General features: G+C 39.2%; 21 protein-coding genes and 1 riboswitch. Of the genes, 9 read left to right on the top strand and 12 right to left on the bottom strand.

Going from position 1 to position 18,851, the window contains the following annotated elements; translation table 11 throughout:
* Nucleotides 1-60: 60 nt before the first annotated feature.
* The 6 genes from plsY (at nt 61) to PI85_RS22465 (ending at nt 5,708) form a co-directional block, all read left to right on the top strand.
* Entirely contained in the window at nt 61-663 is a 603-nt protein-coding gene (plsY, locus tag PI85_RS22490) for a glycerol-3-phosphate 1-O-acyltransferase PlsY (protein WP_025116311.1), read from the top strand.
* A gap of 19 nt (nt 664-682) precedes the next feature.
* Nucleotides 683-973 (top strand): HesB/YadR/YfhF family protein, encoded by a 291-nt coding sequence (locus PI85_RS22485; RefSeq protein ID WP_036126109.1) that lies wholly within the window; start codon nt 683-685, stop codon nt 971-973.
* Nucleotides 974-1,120: 147 nt separating this feature from the next.
* Nucleotides 1,121-2,665, top strand: a complete 1,545-nt coding sequence (locus PI85_RS22480) for a spore germination protein (protein ID WP_036126111.1) — start codon at nt 1,121-1,123, stop codon at nt 2,663-2,665.
* Nucleotides 2,666-2,692: 27 nt separating this feature from the next.
* Nucleotides 2,693-3,892 carry a Ger(x)C family spore germination protein gene (locus tag PI85_RS22475; RefSeq protein ID WP_036126113.1) on the top strand — a complete coding sequence of 400 codons (1,200 nt, stop codon included), beginning with the start codon at nt 2,693-2,695 and terminating at the stop codon, nt 3,890-3,892.
* Nucleotides 3,893-3,896: 4 nt separating this feature from the next.
* Nucleotides 3,897-4,130 (top strand): hypothetical protein, encoded by a 234-nt coding sequence (locus PI85_RS22470; protein WP_036126116.1) that lies wholly within the window; start codon nt 3,897-3,899, stop codon nt 4,128-4,130.
* Nucleotides 4,131-4,163: 33 nt separating this feature from the next.
* Nucleotides 4,164-5,708, top strand: coding sequence for an endospore germination permease (locus PI85_RS22465; RefSeq protein ID WP_036126118.1), 1,545 nt, complete (start codon nt 4,164-4,166; stop codon nt 5,706-5,708).
* Nucleotides 5,709-5,763: 55 nt separating this feature from the next.
* Here PI85_RS22465 and metA read toward each other — a convergent pair whose 3' ends face one another.
* Entirely contained in the window at nt 5,764-6,699 is a 936-nt protein-coding gene (gene metA / locus PI85_RS22460; protein WP_025116317.1) for a homoserine O-succinyltransferase, read from the bottom strand.
* Nucleotides 6,700-6,798: 99 nt separating this feature from the next.
* Nucleotides 6,799-6,908: riboswitch (SAM riboswitch) on the bottom strand.
* Between the two features lie 202 nt (nt 6,909-7,110).
* On the opposite strand from metA, the gene PI85_RS22455 reads away from it, so the two are divergent.
* Nucleotides 7,111-7,482, top strand: coding sequence for a nucleotide excision repair endonuclease (locus tag PI85_RS22455; protein ID WP_025116318.1), 372 nt, complete (start codon nt 7,111-7,113; stop codon nt 7,480-7,482).
* A 47-nt stretch (nt 7,483-7,529) separates the two neighbouring features.
* Here PI85_RS22455 and PI85_RS22450 read toward each other — a convergent pair whose 3' ends face one another.
* A complete protein-coding gene (locus tag PI85_RS22450; protein ID WP_235318530.1) occupies nt 7,530-7,892 on the bottom strand; it encodes a hypothetical protein in 363 nt (120 codons plus the stop codon).
* 45 nt (nt 7,893-7,937) lie between these two features.
* Nucleotides 7,938-8,720 (bottom strand): TrmB family transcriptional regulator, encoded by a 783-nt coding sequence (locus PI85_RS22445; RefSeq protein ID WP_036126120.1) that lies wholly within the window; start codon nt 8,718-8,720, stop codon nt 7,938-7,940.
* 126 nt (nt 8,721-8,846) lie between these two features.
* Here PI85_RS22445 and PI85_RS22440 point away from each other — a divergent pair, with 126 nt between their 5' ends.
* Complete coding sequence (locus PI85_RS22440; protein ID WP_036126123.1) at nt 8,847-9,617, top strand: TSUP family transporter; 771 nt, start codon at nt 8,847-8,849, stop codon at nt 9,615-9,617.
* A 45-nt stretch (nt 9,618-9,662) separates the two neighbouring features.
* On the opposite strand, the gene panF is transcribed toward PI85_RS22440, so the two are convergent.
* Both panF and PI85_RS22430 read right to left on the bottom strand, forming a co-directional pair.
* A complete protein-coding gene (gene panF / locus PI85_RS22435; protein WP_036126126.1) occupies nt 9,663-11,108 on the bottom strand; it encodes a sodium/pantothenate symporter in 1,446 nt (481 codons plus the stop codon).
* Nucleotides 11,108-11,371 (bottom strand): YhdT family protein, encoded by a 264-nt coding sequence (locus PI85_RS22430; RefSeq protein ID WP_036126127.1) that lies wholly within the window; start codon nt 11,369-11,371, stop codon nt 11,108-11,110. The genes panF and PI85_RS22430 overlap by 1 nt, the downstream gene beginning before the upstream one ends.
* Before the next feature lie 166 nt (nt 11,372-11,537).
* Here PI85_RS22430 and PI85_RS23680 point away from each other — a divergent pair, with 166 nt between their 5' ends.
* Nucleotides 11,538-12,146 carry a DUF6241 domain-containing protein gene (locus PI85_RS23680; RefSeq protein WP_052323604.1) on the top strand — a complete coding sequence of 203 codons (609 nt, stop codon included), beginning with the start codon at nt 11,538-11,540 and terminating at the stop codon, nt 12,144-12,146.
* A 101-nt stretch (nt 12,147-12,247) separates the two neighbouring features.
* Here PI85_RS23680 and PI85_RS22420 read toward each other — a convergent pair whose 3' ends face one another.
* The 7 genes from PI85_RS22420 to PI85_RS22390 are packed head-to-tail and all read right to left on the bottom strand — an operon-like array spanning nt 12,248 to nt 18,845.
* Nucleotides 12,248-12,808, bottom strand: a complete 561-nt coding sequence (locus PI85_RS22420) for a short-chain dehydrogenase (RefSeq protein WP_036126130.1) — start codon at nt 12,806-12,808, stop codon at nt 12,248-12,250.
* 17 nt (nt 12,809-12,825) lie between these two features.
* A complete protein-coding gene (locus PI85_RS22415) occupies nt 12,826-14,304 on the bottom strand; it encodes a class I adenylate-forming enzyme family protein (protein WP_036126133.1) in 1,479 nt (492 codons plus the stop codon).
* A gap of 15 nt (nt 14,305-14,319) precedes the next feature.
* Nucleotides 14,320-15,051 (bottom strand): 3-oxoacyl-ACP reductase FabG, encoded by a 732-nt coding sequence (gene fabG, locus PI85_RS22410; RefSeq protein WP_036126136.1) that lies wholly within the window; start codon nt 15,049-15,051, stop codon nt 14,320-14,322.
* Complete coding sequence (locus tag PI85_RS22405; RefSeq protein WP_036126138.1) at nt 15,035-15,946, bottom strand: alpha/beta fold hydrolase; 912 nt, start codon at nt 15,944-15,946, stop codon at nt 15,035-15,037. Before PI85_RS22405 ends, fabG begins: the two co-directional genes overlap by 17 nt.
* Nucleotides 15,947-15,958: 12 nt before the next feature.
* The gene (locus PI85_RS22400; RefSeq protein ID WP_036126141.1) at nt 15,959-16,963 is read right to left on the bottom strand and encodes a 3-oxoacyl-ACP synthase; all 1,005 of its coding nucleotides are present in this window, start codon (nt 16,961-16,963) and stop codon (nt 15,959-15,961) included.
* Complete coding sequence (locus tag PI85_RS22395) at nt 16,960-17,976, bottom strand: branched-chain amino acid ABC transporter permease (protein ID WP_036126143.1); 1,017 nt, start codon at nt 17,974-17,976, stop codon at nt 16,960-16,962. The genes PI85_RS22400 and PI85_RS22395 overlap by 4 nt, the downstream gene beginning before the upstream one ends.
* Entirely contained in the window at nt 17,973-18,845 is an 873-nt protein-coding gene (locus PI85_RS22390; protein ID WP_036126145.1) for a branched-chain amino acid ABC transporter permease, read from the bottom strand. The genes PI85_RS22395 and PI85_RS22390 overlap by 4 nt, the downstream gene beginning before the upstream one ends.
* Nucleotides 18,846-18,851: the final 6 nt, after the last annotated feature.

Genomic DNA, 18,851 nt, shown 5'->3' with positions numbered 1-18,851 from the left:
AAATACTTGTTACAAACTATTAGTACCAAGTGATGGACTATGAATGAAAGGAGTCCAACTATGATCAATGGACTTATTATTTTATGTGCTTATCTAATCGGCTCTATACCTTCAGGGCTATGGATAGGTAAAATTTTTTATAATACCGATATACGAGAACATGGAAGCGGTAATCTAGGAGCAACTAATACGTTCCGAACGTTAGGAAAAAAAGCTGGTATTGTTGTGACTGTGATGGATGTTCTAAAAGGGACTGCCGCTGTCTTACTAGCTGCACTTCCAATATTCTCAGACAGCTCTATCCATTCCTTAATCCTAGGTCTTGTTGCCGTGATTGGTCATATGTTTCCGATCTTCGCCAATTTCCGTGGTGGAAAAGCAGTTGCCACATCAGCAGGTGTTTTATTAGGCTATTCATGGCCTTTGTTTGTCTTGCTTCTAATTGCCTTTCTTGTGACATTGAAAATCACAAAAATCGTCAGCTTAACATCTATGATAGCCGCTTTAGTAGCACTTATCTATTCAATCGTTTATTATTTTGTTACAGGTGACTTTGCATTAAGCATCTTGGTAGCCTTTTTATTTACCTTTATTATTTATCGTCATCGTGCCAATATTGCACGTATTAAAAATGGCACCGAGCCAAAGGTAAAGTGGCTGTAAGAAGAGAGGAGCATTCGCTATGAAAATTGCACTGACAGATGAAGCCCTAAAATGGTTCAAACATGAGATGGAAGTAGAACCAGGCGATACGATTCGCTTTTACGCACGCTATGGTGGTTCAAGTCCTTTTCACGAAGGCTTTTCACTAGGCATGACGCGAGAAGAACCCATTGCCATTGGAGCAGAAGCAGTCATTGATGGCGTAACCTATTACATCGATGAAAAAGATTTATGGTTCTTTAACGATCACAATCTACATGTAGACGTGGATGCTAGTTTAGATGAATTACAATACGAGTATCGTACATAAAGCAGTATTTTCCTTTCAGTATCTGAAAGGAAATACTGTTTTTTTATTTGAAAAATAGTAGCTAGAATTTCATTCCTTTTTTCGTTTATCTCCGCACAAAGTTGTCCATTCTATAAATAATGAACATCCATTTGAGGAGGAAAACGCATGTCCATATCAAACAAGATCAATCCCTCCCCATCCCTTACAACGGACGATTTACTCAATACTTCCCTTGCCAAAAATATAAAGGTCATTCAAAACACTCTCGGTCATAGCAATGACATTATTATTCGAGAAATAACGATTGGTGAAGATGAACCCCATCGGCTCGCTATTATTTCGATTGACGGCTTATCTGATAAAACAATGATTTCGGATTCTGTCATTGATAAATTAATGGCGAATATTGAGGAAGAACAGGAAATTGAAATTACAACTATCAATCAATATGTGCGAAGTTCTTATTTAACTGTCGGTGATGTGATGAATATCGAGCATTTTACCCCTCTTTATCATGCCATATTGAATGGTGAAACCGTCATTTTATTAGATGGCTTTGCGGAAGGCATCGTAACAAGCACGAAAAGCGCAAAAGATAGAGCCGTTACAGAGCCTTCAACGGAATCCGTCATTAGGGGGCCTCGAGAGTCCTTTACTGAAACATTGCGAACGAATACCGCGCTCATTCGGCGCAAAATAAAAAGTCCAAATCTTTGGATCAAGTCCCGTGTCATAGGTGAAGTGACACAAACAGATGTTGCCGTAATGTATATACATGGTATCGCCAGTGACAAAATTGTTGCGGAGGTGTTAGCGCGGTTAGATCGCATTAATATCGATGGCATTTTAGAAAGTGGATATATCGAGGATTTTATTCAAGATTCTAAAAATACCATGTTTCCAACCATTTACAACTCAGAACGGCCAGATGTTATTGCTGGTGAATTATTAGATGGTAAAGTGGCGATTCTAGTAGATGGTACCCCCTTTGTATTAGTGGTGCCTGCATTATTTACTTCCTTTTTGCAATCTGCTGAAGACTACTATCAACATTGGATGATTAGTTCCCTCATTCGTATTTTACGTTTCTTTGGTATTAGTTTGGCATTGGTAGCACCTTCTCTCTATGTTGCGATTACGACTTTTCATCAAGAAATGCTACCGACGGCCATGCTAATTAGTATTGCCTCACAACGAGAAGGCGTGCCCTTCCCTGCTGTAGTGGAAGCACTTATTATGGAGCTTGCCTTTGAGATACTACGAGAGGCAGGGCTTCGAATGCCGCGAACAATCGGTCCAGCGGTGTCCATCGTAGGAACCTTGGTAATTGGCCAGGCAGCGGTAGATGCCGGTGTTGTCTCGGCTGTTATGGTTATTATAGTGGCATTAACGGCCATTTGTAGTTTTTTATTCCCTGCTTATGGTTTGTCCAATACGATTCGTGTACTGCGCTTTCCATTAATGATTTTAGCTGCTATGTTCGGACTATTTGGCGTAATGTTCGGTATTATGGTCATTATTCTCCATCTATGTAGCATTCGTTCATTTGGTGTACCGTATTTAAGCCCGTTTGCTCCTTTAATTATACAGGATCAAAAAGATGCATTTTTATTGCTCCCTCGTAGACGTTTATTAACACGTCCACGTTTAGTGAATCAGAAAAACATTGTTAGAGGGCATAAATATGTCCCAAGAACAGGCCGGAAATAAAACTACTGAACAAATGAGGAATGAAATATGGCAAAAGTAAAAGCAATTTACTTACTATGCATCCTCACTTTACTGTTAAGTGGTTGCTGGAGTAAGCGTGAATTAAATGAATTAGCCATTGTTGTAGCGCTTGGTATAGACAAAGTGGATGATGAGTATGAGATTACCGTTCAAATAGTTGATCCTAGTGAGGTTTCCATGCGACAAGCTTCCACTCAGCGCTCCCCTGTTATTAGCTACCATTCTAGAGGGGAAACTATTTTTGAAGCCATCCGCAAAATGACGACCATTGCTGCACGAAAACCATATTTTGCCCATCTACAGGTAGTCGTTTTAGGTGAAGACCTCGCTAAAGAGGGAATCAGTGACTCATTAGATTTAATTTCACGAGACCATGAGTTTAGAAAGGATTTCGATGTCATTATGTCTTATGAAGCTACAGCTAAAGAAGTGTTAAATGTGCTAACACCTATCGAAAAAGTGCCTGCTAATAAAATTTTAAACTCCCTCAATGTTTCTGAAAAAGTTTGGGGCTCTACGATTGCTATTAATATAGACGAATTGGTCACAAGGCTCAGTGAAAAGGATAATGGGGTTTTGATTTCTGCGATTGAAGTTCATGGGGATAAACGGTTAGGTGCCGATCAAACAAACGTCCAACGTGTTAAAACACCCGTGTTGTTAAAATATGCAGGGTTAGCCGTCTTTAAAGGTGATCGATACATTGGTTTACTTTCAGAGGGTGAAAGTAAAAGCATTAGTTTCCTTAGTGACAAAATACAAAGTACGATCGAAATCGTCACCTGTCCAAAGCAAGGTACACTCTCGACCGAGATTACGAAATCCTCCACAAAAGTAAAGGGGTCATTTAAAAATGGGAAACCGCAAATTGATGTCCAAATAAATGTGGAACAAAATGTAGGAGAGGTCGAATGTGATATCAATCTAACGAAAAATAAAACGGTGGATTATATCAATAAAAAGACAGCACAGGGCATCGATGAACGTATTGAAAAAACATTAGAAAAAATTCAGCAGCAATACCAAGTGGATGTCTTAGGCTATGGTGATGCCCTACATCGTGCAGATGCTAAACAATGGAAAAAAATCAAAAACGATTGGCCAACTATCTTTCCTGATCTACCAATCCATGTTCATGTAAAAGTGACAACACAAGGTTTAGGCACAATGCAAAACTCATTATTAAAAAAGCCAAAGGAGGGATAGTGGATTGGTACTAGCAATAGCCATCTTAATCATTTCAATCATTATTGCGTTACTATATATCCCGAAACTCAAAAAGCAACAAGAGACCAAAACCATTCTTGTTTTTTCAATCCTATTACTAATTGGAACAGCGCTTAATATGGGCATTGCTCTCAAAATAAATATCCCGAGTCCTCTAGATTTTATAACCTTTATTTTTACACCAATTAAAGATTTTATCGTTTCACTCACAAAATAGTAGATACATCGTCATGAAATGGAGGACAATTATATGGAAAAAGAAGTAATTAGTTCAAGACAATTTACAATTATCACATTCCTCCTTTCTATCGGTACTGCCATCTTAATCATCCCTTCAAGTATTGCAAGCTCTAGTAAGCAAGATGCGTGGATTGCTGCAAGTATTGGTGTTGTCATTAGTTTGCTTGTTGTGAAATTATTTGTGACGTTAGGCGACCAAACACCGACACTGAATTTTATTGAAGCAAATGAAAAACTACTCGGGCGCTTTTTTGGAAAAATCACAGTGGTGTGCTTCCTTTCTCTTACCCTATTTGCGGGAGGAGAATTACTGTATTTTATTGGTGCTTTTATGAAAACAGAGGTAATGCCGGAGACGCCTACTATGGCATTTGCCTTGTTGTTTATTATTATAATTATGTATGCTACCTATTTAGGGATAGAAAACTTTGCTCGTTCAGCAGAAATACTTTTCCCTATGTTTGTCTTAATTTTTATTTTCTTTGTTGTCAGTATCACCCCACAAATTAAGTTTGAATATATACAACCGATTATGGAAGCATCCAAAACATCCATCTTATATAGTATCATCCGCTTTATAAGTGTCTTTTCTTTTTCGTTAGTTATGTTATTAATGATTTACCCTGCGAGTGTCAATGTCCAGCAATCCTCAAAAAAAGGATTTTACATAGGCATGCTTCTCGGTGGATTTGTACTAGTAACATTAATTACTCTATCCATTTTAGTATTAGGGCCAGCCAACACGGCTTCGCGAACTTTCCCTAGCTATGCCCTAGCACAAAGAATCTCTATCGGAAATTTTTTACAGCGCATTGAAATAATCATGGCTTTTATGTGGATTGTATCCATTTTTATTCGAACGTTTATGTACTTCTATACAACTGTTGTTGGAATTGCACAAATTATGAAATTGAAGGATCACCGCCCACTAATCCTACCAATGGGTATTATTATGGTCGGACTTTCGCAAATTGTTCACCCAGACATCGTCCATTCCAACATTTATAATGATGAGATTTGGCCAATTTATGCATTTGTTTGCACCATATTATTACCCATACTTCTCCTCATTGTAGCTGTTATTCGTAACCGAAAATCACTAGGTAATTCAACTGAAATGGGTCATGCGGATTCTAATGAGGGGCAAATGACTGATGCGAGTAATGCGGTTTCTAATCAAGTGAATCAGACGAAACCTGATAATACGGATTCCCATCAGGAGAATCAGGCGAAACCTAATAATATGAATTCCAATCAGGATATTCAGACGAAACCCGCTACTATGGATTCCAATCAGGATATTCAGACGAAACCTGCTACTATGAATTCCAATCAGGATATTCAGACTAACGATGCTAATACAGATAGCACTCAAGACAATCAGGATAATCAAGAAAAAACAGATAATCCAGTTTCTACTCAAGACAATCAAGATAAATCTGCTACGTCGAATTCCAGCCAAGTGATTCAGTCTGAAGCTGGCAACGCTACATCCAAACAGGACGATCAGGCGACTCCGGATAAAACGAGTTCTGATAAGAAAAATCTAGAATAACAAAGTCTAATTCCTTCAGCTGCTTAGTGAAGAAATTAGACTTTTTCAGTGTTATTTAAATATGATATTCAATTTCGTCTACAAAGTCCCATTCATATGGTGTCTCTTGGTATACGTAGTAGTTCAACCAGTTGGAGAACAATAAATGCGTATGGGCACGCCATGTATTCATCGGTGCCTTTGCTGGATCATCATTTGGGAAGTAGTTTACTGGAACGTCTATATGGATACCCTTGGCAACATCGCGACTGTATTCATCGGCTAATGTTGTCGCATCATATTCTAAATGTCCAGTAATCATAATGTTTTTATTATCTTTAGATTGCACGATAAACACACCCGCATCCTCTGAATAGGATAATAAGCGTAACTCTTGATGATTGCGAACCTCGTCAATCGAGACAGATGTATAGCGAGAATGAGGGGCAGTAAATAAATCACTAAAGCCTCGTACTAAATCTACTGTTAAATCAGTAATCACATGAGAATAAACCCCGGAGCATTTAGCAGAAAGCTCGACCTTTCCAATCCCATAATGATGATATAGCGCAGCCTGTGCCCCCCAACATATATGTAGCACGGATGTCACATTCTTTTTAGACCAATCCATAATTTCAGCAATTTCCTGCCAATAGTTAACCTCTTCAAACGGCATTTTTTCTACAGGCGCACCCGTAATAATCATACCATCATAGCGTCGATGACGAATTTGGTTAAACGTTGTGTAGAATAATTGCAAATGAGATTTACTGACATTTTTAGATTCATGAGTAGCCGTGTTTAAAAAAGTAATATTCACCTGTAATGGCGTATTTCCTAGTAATCGTAGTAATTGTAGCTCCGTTTTTTCTTTTTCGGGCATCAAATTTAAGATTAATATATTTAATGGACGTATTTGCTGTGTTCTCGCACGGTCCTCTTCCATCACGAAGATTTTTTCCTCACGTAAATGTTCTCCAGCAGGTAAATTTTTCGGAATATTAATTGGCATCTTGCGTTCCCCTCTCTTTTTTTGCTCCTTTTTCGAAAAAATTAAAAAATCCTCCACATTCCATATGAGATAGAATGAGAAGGATTTTTTTCACGTTCACTCTTATCTCTCAAAGGAAAAACCTTTGCTGGAATTAGCACCTTTCTAACATTTGTTAGAGGTTGCTGAAGCGTCATCGGGCCAAATCCCTCTGCTTCTCTTGATAAGATTATTTAATTATCTTGAATTGTAACATGGACTAGTTAGAATATCAATAATTCATAGAATATTTTGTTATTCCTATGCATGTTCTCCCATCATTTGATAAACACTAAGCTTGCTGTATATGGTTATTCTACATGAAATTTTATGGTAAACATGCCGCTATTATGTTACCATATATCTTTAGTAATAGAGAGGAACGTGAATACTTTGATTAATATTGAATTTCCAAAACCAGATGTAGTCATTCGCCAACGCGAACAAGATGTAAAACCAGGTGATGTCCCAATTACACCATACTTTGGTTTCATCGACTTCCACAAGATCACACGTGATAAAGGCGGCATTTTCTTATTTTATAATGAAAAGAATGAGCTATTATTTGTCGGTAAAGCACGTAAAATTCGCCAACGCATTAAAAAACATTTTGAAGACAATGTATCTCCGATGAAAAACTATCGTGACGAGGTCTTCAAAATTGAAGTCTATGAAGTAGAAGATCCTATGGAACGTGAAATTTATGAAACGTATGCGATTAATACGTTCCGCTCCAAATACAATGTAGATAAAGTATTTTATTAATATCAACAAAAACCGAAATCTCTTTTTTTAGGGATTTCGGTTTTTTATTACATCCTAGTCATGCGATCTATCGGCATGCTTTTTCCGTTAATATATAGTTCAATAATTGTCAACTCTGGGCTTTTGTTGATAGCATAGACATACGGTTGAGCTTCTTTCTTTTGCTCGCTTCCTTCCTTGAAATGAATGACTAACCGATCTTCATTTGCTGCCACACTTGCTAGCACATTTCCTTTCGAAAACATGACAAGATAGTACGTCACGTCATCTTCATACAATAACTGAATTCTGTCTTTAGCTATAATATGCTGTTGGATATGGTCAGGAACGATGGTTAGCTCCTGAATCTTAGGTGGAACTGGCAGCGGCGGTGCAGAATCACATCCGCCCATCCATAAGACATAAAACAATACTGGCAACATCCATTTTTTCAAGATGCTCCCCTTCCCTTATAGCTACTCTAAAAAAAATGCTTTACGCTCTTTAGCAATCCAGTCCTCAAGCTCTTTATCATCACGCTTCACTAGTCGATTGATAAGAACATCATGCCAAACATAATCCTCTAATAAATATATATGCACTGGATCATTCGTTATAAAAGCGGTTTCTTGATTCGACGGCGAGTGACCATAAATCATTTCTTGTCCATCAACCGATAAAATAAACCAGTGGGGTGTAGAAGTCTTTCTCGTATAGTGTGTGGCTCTGTGCTGATCGATAGATGCCAGATGTTCCCCGACATATAAGGTAATGCCATGCACCTTCACATGCTGTGATACCCCTTCGATATCCTCGCGTAAGGCATCGTACATATCTTCCCACATCGATAGGATAATTTTTGTCTCTGCTTTTTTTAATAAGTTTTGACAATAATTGATGATTGTCTGCTTCCCTTTTAGCATTAACACTTTAGGTTCCGCTTCCTGTTCTTTCGTTTCTAATTTTTCTAATTGATCACTAATCGACGTAAAATTTGATTGCCAGCGCTGTTGAATTTGCTGCAAAAACATTTCGACAGGAATAGAAGAATACGTCGTTTGATCCGCCGTTTCCTCTTTCAGTACGAATCCCTTTTCAACAAGACCATTTAATATGTCATAGATTCTAGCTCTTGGTATTCCAGAGTTTTTGCTAACTTGGTAGGCACTGACATGACTATTTTGTACGAGTGCTGTATAGGCCTTTGCCTCATATTCTGTCAATCCCAGTTCTTTTAATTGGGCGATTAATTCATTCATATCATCCCTCCATATTTTTATTATAGGCTACTGTTGTGAACATTTGCCAATGAAAAAATTAGGCTTTACAGCACTGAATAAATTAGTTACTATTTCAGTAGTAACTAATTAAGAAGAGGTGTAAGCATGGTCTTTGATGTGGATGTACATATTTTAATACTATTAATTTCCTTTGGATTTTTAGCAGCATTTATCGATTCTGTCGTTGGAGGTGGTGGTTTAATTTCCTTACCAGCCTTATTGTTTGTTGGCTTAAATCCCGCTGCTGCAGTAGCAACCAATAAATTAGCTGGCGCGATGGGCTCACTCACATCGACCATTTCCTTTTACCGTTCTGGTCAGCTTGAAATTCGATCTGTCCTGAAATATTTCCCTCTCGCCTTCATTGGATCATTATGTGGTGCATGGACTGTTCATTTAATTAACCCAGCCCTATTAAAACCATTAATGCTTTTCATGCTGGCGGCTGTTGGGGTATATACGATCTTTAAAAAGAATTGGGGCGCTGTCTCAACCGTTAAAAATCTATCTAAAACGCACTTATTTTTATTTATGATACTTTTATTTGCGATTGGGTTTTATGACGGGTTTCTTGGTCCTGGAACGGGCTCTTTTTTAATCTTTAGCTTCTTGCTTGTTGGCTTTGATTTTTTAAAGGCTGCAGGAAATGCGAAATTTTTAAATTTGGCGAGTAATGTGGCAGGTGTTTGTATGTTTGCTTACTTAGGTCAAATCCATTATGTATATGGTTTAGTCATGGGGGTTGCTCAAATTGGTGGGGCTATGCTTGGCTCTCGCATGGCCATTCAAAAAGGAAGTGGCTTTGTCCGTACGCTTTTTATCATTGTGACGATGACGCTCCTTGCAAAAAATGCCTACGATTATATGATTCATTAAAATAAAAACAACGCCACAGTCAAAAATCTGCGGCGTTGTTTTACATTATATGAGGAAATGCTCGTCCTTAAATTTATGACTAGTAGCAAGACTGACGATTACAAAAATAATGAAGGAAGCTACAATAGGAATCGTCACGGTATGCATACCAAAAGCGGTCGGATAGAACCGATCGATGAAAATATACAAAGCCATACCTGAAATCATTGACGAAATAGCGCCATATTTGTTTGCTTTCCTCCAGTATAACCCGAGAACTACCGTCCAAATAAAGACTGCCTCAAGTCCACCAAATGCAAATAAATTTAACCACACTAATAAATCAGGTGGATGGAGTGCAAAGAGGACAACCGCTAAGCCAATTACCGCTGTCACTATAAAACTGGCACGCTTAATCTCTGCATCACTTGCCTGTGGCTTCATGTAATTTAAATAGATGTCTTTGACAACCGTAGAGCTTACTAGCATGAGCAGTGCATTGACAGTAGACATGGTTGCGGCCATTGGTGCTGCTAAAACAATCCCAGCTAAAAATGGTGGCAGTACCTTTAATGTTAAGAGTGGCATAACTTTATCACCAATATCGATGCCCGGTAGGACAGGTCGTGCTAACACACCAATTAGATGCATCCCAAACATGATCGTCCCGATGGCAATCGTGCCTATAATAATCGCTAAGTGCATACTTTTAGAATCCTTATAGCTCATTGCACGTACGGCGATTTGCGGAAGTCCGACCACACCTACACCAATTAATATCCAAAACGTTGAAACATACAGAGGTGTTAAATCCCCTTCTGCTCCAAATGGAGATACGAAATTGGGATTTTCTGCAACCAGCGAGGTCATAATTTTATCGATGCCTCCACCCGCAATAATAGTACCGATTAATAAAATGACAGTCCCGATAACCATGATCGAGCCCTGTACAGTATCCGTTAAAGCAACTGCACGGAATCCACCAATAATCACATACACTAACACTGAAATCGCAAATATAAACAATGCTGCTGTGTAGCTTAAGCCAGTTAAAGACTCAATTAAACGGGCTCCTCCTACCCACTGTGCCATCATCGCTGAAAATAAAAAGACAATAATACTAATAGCAGACAGAATGACAATGACATGGCTTTTATAGCGTTCTCGTAAAAAGTCGATAAGCGTAATAGCTTGGTAACGACGAGCAATAATTGCAAATTTTTTCCCTAAAATCATCAGGACAAAATACCCCGCAGGTAGCTGTGCCATGGCGAGCAGCACCCAGCCGAGCCCCTTCGTATAAGCTACTCCTGGCCCTCCGATAAAGCTACTCGCACTACCATATGTAGCTATCATTGTCATCGCTAGGATAAATCCACCCATTTCTCGACCACCAAGGAAATACTCCTGTAGAAACGAGTTAGAAGAGCGGACATGTTTATTGGCCCATAAACCAATTCCAAAAATAATAATTAAAAATAATAGCAATGGAAATACAACTTGCCAATGCATTAGCGCTCCTCCTCCTCATCTTCAAATGGAACCTCTTTAAAGAAGAGCTTCATAACAATCCAGATGAGCAGGATCATAAAGCCTGTCCCTGCGATACAGCTATAGAAAAACCAAGCAGGAAAGCCCAAAACATACGAATAATTTGCAGGATCCCCTGAACCTAGTCCATAAGCAAAGCCAAACCAAATCGCAAAATTGACAAGGACTAGTCCAATTCCAATAAGCGCCTCCCGATGCGCAATTTTAAAGCGTTGATCTTTCACAAGACAATCCCCCTAACCTACTCTATTTTACTGATATGTTGGTCTGATGGGAAGAGATGTGAAAAAATAAGCGTTTTTGACTTCACGACACTTTAATCATCAATATATTTACACATTTCATTACACATGCCATGTTGGTAGTAATTGTAAAAGGAGGGGATAATAAATGAGATGGATACATGTTGTAGGAATTGTGGTTTTAACTGCGCTGTTAAGTATAAGCGGAACATATTTTGTCTTGGACAAGAATTATAAACAAGAAGCCTCTAATAAAGATACTGACAGTGAATTAGAAAACAGTCCAAAAATGGAGGCCAAGGAAGAATTTGTATCGACAGTAGATACTCAATTTGGTTGGGAAAATCCCGTATTCTCTAGGAGGATTGATGAATGGAAAAGTGGAGATGAACCATTTGTTGACAATTTAGTAGAAGAAGTACTTCAACAAATGTCGCACCAAAAAATAATTGCTGATGAAAAAGAATCCTCCATCATGATTACACCTGAAAGAATTGACACATTGCTGCAAATGGTAGAGGAAAATAAAGATGTTTATGAACACCGTGAACAATATTTGGATGTATTAAATCGTTGGAAATTAGGTGATTTTTCATCTGTAGACCAAGATCATAATGATCTATGGTTTCTTCAAGGATCAAAGCAAGATGGGATAGCTTATGGGATTGCAACAAAAGAACAAGAAATCGATTATATTTTTCGAGTCTTCGCTAAAGAGGTAGTAGAAGTGTTTGAGAGTTCCATTCATACGAACTAAGCAACTAGCTTCTGTATTGTAAATTCTACTAATGGTGAAGGTTTAGCCTATAAAATACAGTAACCCCCGTCTACAAATAGTTAGACGAAGGTTAATTGCCTCTATGATGATGACGGCCGCTTTTCCCAAGGCTGTAATGTGCCCACAATAGTGATAAGACGATTTTGTCGAATTGAATCAATAACACCCTGGGAGATTTCCTCATTGGTAAGCCACCTAGAATGACCATTTTCAATGATAAAACCTAGCTGTATTTGGTAGTATAGAGCCGAATTAGGCAAATTTAAATTTTCTTGGATTCCACTTAGATTCGCACTACTACCTAAGATATGAAATAATTTCCATGGTCGATTCCTGCAAGATGAAACTTCACTAACTATACTCTCTAAAGTCCTTCCAGCATATGAATGAATCCACGCAATGACTAAATCAATGGGTCCATTTTGTTCGATTGTTGCCCTTAGTTTCGTCTGTAATAAGGGAATATTACAATAATCAACTATGATTGGCGTTATCTGTGATGAATCTGATGATTGATGAATGACACTTTCCATCCGAAATTCGTTCCGTCCAATCACAGAAACATGAAAACCTTGACCAACTAACCAAAGAGATGTGTTTGCTAACATCCCTGTCCCACCAATTACTAATGCGTGTACCATTCATATAACCCTCACTTTTATTCACATGGCGTAGCATCTACAAGCATATGCAAAGCCTTTTTATCAATTTTACCGACGCTTGTCTTCGGTAACTCCTCTAAGAAAAGGATTTGTTTAGGGATTTTAAACCGACCTAGCTGTTGATGACACAGGTCGTGGAGTTCATCTAAAATGGTCGCTACTTGATTGTGACAGACAATGAAAGCTGTCACGACCTCTCCCCAATAGTCGTCAGCTACGCCAATTACGGCAACCTCCTGTACATCAGGATGCTGTGACATACACTGTTCGACTTCCTGAGGATACACATTTTCACCACCGGAGATGATCATTTCTTTTCTACGTCCAACAATAAAGAAATCGCCATCCTCATCCATCATAGCTAAATCGCCCGTTTTTAACCAACCATCTTGCATAATATTGGCTGTTTCCTGCTTGTTATTCCAATAGAAACGAAATATATGCTTGCCTCTTACTAATAGCTCCCCCACTTCACGAGGTCCACAATTATGTCCAGTCGGTTTGATGATTTTAGCTTCAATGAACTGCATGCTTTTTCCAACAGCTCCTTTTTTGGCATAGGCATCCTCGCGAGCAATGAAAAAGTTATTAGGTCCTGCCTCCGTCAAGCCGTAGCCTTCTTTAAAAAATAACCCCTTCCTATAAAATGCATCGTAAATTGGATGAGGACATGGGGCACCACCTGATAAAAATACTTTCATCGAAGGAAATTGATTTTCCTGAAAATATTTCGTGGCAATCATTGCTTGATACATCGTTGGGACAAAAAGTGAGATTGTTGTTTCATATTGGTTGGTAGCTCGCAGTGCTGCCTCCGCTTCGAATTTATCCCCAATAATAACTGTCCCACCAGCCATCAGTAAGGGGATACAAAGCGCATTTAAGCCACCTGTATGAAACATGGGCATATAATTTAAAGTACGATCTTTGTCATGCAAACCCCAGCTAATAATTGTATTCACGGCATTCCAATTGACTGACTCAAAGGATAACACGACCCCCTTTGGTCGACCTGTTGTCCCCCCTGTATAAATCATGAGCCAGGGATCATCTACTTCCATAGGTTGCTTATTAACGCTCCCTTTCTTCTCTTGCTGGATACTATGAAGCGAAAACATTTTGTCTAACACGACTGGACAAGTTTCCTCCTCTTCATACAAGAGGATTGAAGGGGTAGCATCTTCCAAAATTCGGGTTATTTCCTCTTTACTCAAACGCCAATTTAACGGCACATAAATAAGCCCACGCAGCCCACAGGCAAAGAGAATAGCAAAAAGTTGGATATGATTTTTGGCAAAAACCGCGACTCTACTTCCCTTCAATAGCTGCTGACGCTCGAAAAATTGACACCATTTACTGATTTCCTCACTTAATTGCTGATACGTCCATTGCTCTGCTGTAGCAAGATTAATCAATGCGATGTGGTGAGGTGTTAATGCAGCTCGTTTTAAAATCCATCCTTGCTCAACAAACATGTAGAAAACCTCCCGTCACATCATAATGGCGCCATCCACATGAAGCGTATGACCATGGACGTAGGAGGCTTCATCAGATGCTAAAAACAAGTAAGCATTAGCAATATCGCGAGGTGTGCCCAAACGCTGCAATGGGACGATCAATCGCATTTGAGTAAGGATATTTTCAGGCATTTTCTTTACCATATCGGTTTCTGTAAAGCCAGGAGCAACCGCATTGACATTGATCCCTTTCCGCCCTAATTCCTTTGCCCATGTTTTAGTCATTCCTACAATCGCAGCTTTTGTGGCTGCATAATTCGTTTGACCAATATTGCCATAAACACCACTTACAGAGGATGTATTAATAATTTTGCCACTCCCAGCCGCAACCATATGAGGAATCACTTCCTGTGTACAGTGAAAAACACCTGTCAAGTTGACATCTAACACTTGTTGAAATTGATCCTCCGTCATCTTAGTTAGCATAGCGTCTCTTGTAATCCCTGCATTATTCACTAGAATATCGATACATCCTACCTGTTCAATGACGGTTGCCACTAATTGTTTTACGCTCTCGCGATTCGCTACATCCACTTGTATAAATGTCGCCTTTTCACCTAAATGTTGTGCTGCAGCATTCCCCGCATCGTTATCATAGTCAGCAATAAAAACAACTGCCCCTTCTTCGATAAAACGCTCAGCCGCCGCATAACCAATACCATTGGCGGCACCTGTAATAATGGCGACTTTATTGTTTAAGCGCATAATTTCTCCCTCCAATTTCTAAAAAGGTTTCAATTTCAGCTGTCAGCTGTGCGACATCATCCACTAATGGCGAGTGCCCACAATCTTCTAAGCTCACAAATTGAGCCTGCTTGCCCAAATCCTGAAGTAATTCTGCATTCATTTCTTCCGTAATGACTAAATCACGATCTCCTCTTAATACTAAAATGGGCATATTAAGAAGGAGGGCTTCGTGCGACCCTTTAGCCACCTCATGATCAACTACACTTATATTAAAAGTATTCAGTGCATGATAAACTTCCGCTAAATTTCGCTGTGTCAGCATATCCTCAACATATTCTTCATACTTTTCCTTGCTCGGCTGGTGATGGGTATAAATTAAAGAATTCCACAGTGACTGTAAGCCTTCTCTATTTTTCGTATGATAGAAACCCTGTACAAGCTTCGTTTTCGATGTATCCACAAGTACCTCCTCATAGCTATACGCTCTCTTAAATGAGGCAGGATTGCCCGTTCCTAAATCCGTGTAAAATGGATAGCCCCGTGTGGAAGCAGATGCTAGTAAAATCAGTCGCTGACAATAGCCTGAATAATTGGCGGCAAACTGTAGACAGATTGCTCCACCTGTTGACCAACCAATCATATCAAAGGTTTGTAATTGCAAAGCATCCACAAATAACTTGACATCCTCACTAAAATCTCTGATAGACGAAATAGGCTGATGGTAAGAAGAACCACCAAAACCACGTAAATCAATGGCATAAATCGTAAATTTGTCATCTAAGGCATCTATTAGTAAGTCCCAATGCTTAGAGGAGGTCATATTCCCATGAACCAACACTAAAGGATGCCCTCCACCCGAACGTTTTCGATAGGCCATCGTTTCCCCATTTGCTAACTGAACCGTTTTTAACATTCTATTTCCCCCTTATCCCCAGCGTATTGTAATAGCCCCCCAAACATAGCCAATGCCTGCACTAACCAATGTAACAATATCGCCAGCTTGTATTCGATTTTGTTCAAAGGCAAGCTGTAAGGACAATATTTGATCAATCTGACCAATATGCCCATAGTCTTGTAAATAAATAGATTGCTCGGGCTGTAGACCAAGCTCCGTTAAAATATAATCATGCGCGGACCTTTTCATATGCAGCATCGCTAAATAATTTAATTGCTCTTCACTATATCCACTTTTCGATAAAGAGCTACGAATGACCTTCAAAAAGTTACTTAAAGATTTCTGTTCTAACCGTTCTTTCATGCCAATCGGATCTAGAACATCCAACTGATATAAATGTTCTGTTAAATGAAAGGGTGTTAATGGGGTTTTGGTGCCACCAACAGGAACGACGACATCCTCAGAAAAGGTGCCATCTGTCATGATATCTGCCTCTAAAAGCTGATTTTTTGGATAGTTTTTTTGTAACAGCATAGCGCCTCCACCAGCAGCCAAATTGTACATAAAGCGTGTTCGTGGATTGCTATAATTGATAAAATCAACATTGCGATAACCACCAGCGATGAGAATTGTGTTGATCGTGTCGTCGGAGGCCATTAAGCTTTTGGCGACCTTCAGCGCCATAATCGTCGTGCCACAACGTAATTGCACATCAAATGCCCACGCATTGACTGCACCAATCTCTTCCTGCATTTTGATGGAGGCTGTCCATAGAGGATATTCCTTATGCTCCTCTCCCATATAAATAACAACATCAATATCTTTCGGCTCTATATGTGCTTTTTTAAGGGCATCCTGTGCTGCCCATATCCCCATTTGCACAGTATGATCATGCTCTCCCGGAATCGGTTTTTCATGAATGCCCATTTTTTGACGGATAATATCCTCTGGAATATTGGAAAGACCAGCAATTTCACTCGATGACAATCTGTTTTGTGGTAGATAAATACCTGTACTGACAATCCCTACTGTCATTCAAATCGCTCCTTTTCCTGCGGCAGGGCAACCTGTGTTTTTCGGTTCTTTACTTTTCCTCGCCATTTCCATATGAGCAAGCGAAGTGTACCAATAATGCCCTTCGGGAAAAAGATCACCGCTAAAATATAAAGAATGCCAAAGAAAATAATCCAACGTTCAAAAATAGGATAATCCCGTGCCAATCCAGATAATGTGTGCTGAGCATATTCAATGACTGCTGCGCCTAATAATGGTCCCACTAAAGTGCCGACTCCTCCTATAATCGTCATTAATAAAGCATCGAGTGTAATATCCATCGTCATTACACTTGTATTAACGAAGCGTAAGGATACGGCATATAAAGAACCTGCGAAGCTCGCAACAATGCCTGCCACAACTGAAGCAATGACTTTGTAATGCAAGGTGTTAAAGCCTAATGATTTCGTCCGTTGTTCATTTTCACGAACAGCAATTAAAATTCGCCCTGTCGGAGAATTAACGAAGCGATAAAGGGCTAAAAAGATTAAAACTAGGCTCCCGAGTACAAAAAAATAGAACGTCATACGATCTCTAAACATATCTGGTGCCCGAAATGTAAAGCCATCATTGCCGAAAGTAATCGTGCGCCATTTTTCAGCTAGTACTAGAAATAATCCTGAAAAGGCTAATGTCAGCATAGCAAAGAAATGACTTTTCAAACGAAGTGTCAGTAGTCCTACTAAGAAGCTAACGAGTCCTGCTAACAGCATGCCAATCACGATGGACAGGACAAAAATAACCATAGTATTTTCCATCTGCTTGAGCATAACCGCTGTTGTATAGGCACCAATACCAAAAAACATGGCATGCCCAAACGACACGATTCCTGTATAACCTAGTAAAATATCATAGCTCATTGCTAGTATCCCAAAAATGAAAATTTGCGTTAATAAAATAAGTAATGTCCTTGAATCATTGACGAAAGGAAGAATGAGAAATACCGCAAATAAGAGGAAAAATGCGATATGGCGTAAGGCAATTTTTGGCTTCATGTTGTTCGCTCCTTTCGCAACGCAAACAGTCCTTGAGGGCGGAAAATTAATACAATCGCCATTAATATCATATTGACTGCTAGTGATAGCACAGGCACATAATAAGCCATAAAGCTACCTGCAAGTCCTACTAAAATAGCCGCCAGCAACGAGCCAGAAAAACTGCCCATTCCACCAATGACTACCACAATAAAGCCTAAAATAGCGTATTCCATACCCATTTCTGCATAGATTACACCTGAATAGGGAGCCATCAACATCCCACTTAGTGCTGCAAGTGCCGCACCAATCATGAAAACATATAAAAACACGCGTTTAATATGAATACCAAGAGCCTGAGCCATTTCCTTGTCTTGAACGCCTGCCCGAACAATTAAACCAATCTTCGTGCGCTTCAGCATATATTGAAAAATCCCAAAAAGCACAAATCCAATAACAATAATAAATAAACGATATTTGATGATAATAACGTCTCCAATTTCCCAGCTACCAGCTAAGTAACTTGGTGTTTTCACGGCAACACCATTCGGGCCAAAGACTACTTTAATTAGCTCCTGCAAAACAAGCATCAATCCTAACGTTATTAAGATTTGCTGAATATGATTGCCGTAAACAGGTGTGATAATTAATTTCTCTGTGATTAATCCTAGTAATGCCCCCGTTAAAATGGCACCAATAATCCCTATAATGAAACTTTCCGTATACATATAGGTGAAGATTCCGGCATAAGCCCCCCAAACGAATAACCCACCATGCGCGAAATTTAACACATCCATTAAGCCGAAAATTAACGTCAAGCCTGCCGCTAGTAAAAATATCAGCATGCCTGTTGCCAATCCATTAATAATTAAATTGACGAACAGCTCCAATGATGG

It is taken from the genome of Lysinibacillus sp. A1 (assembly GCF_000801965.1).
GTDB classification, from domain to species: domain Bacteria; phylum Bacillota; class Bacilli; order Bacillales_A; family Planococcaceae; genus Lysinibacillus; species Lysinibacillus fusiformis.
The sequence above is the reverse complement of the archived record's forward strand: the minus strand, read 5'-3'. Positions and strand labels throughout refer to the sequence as shown.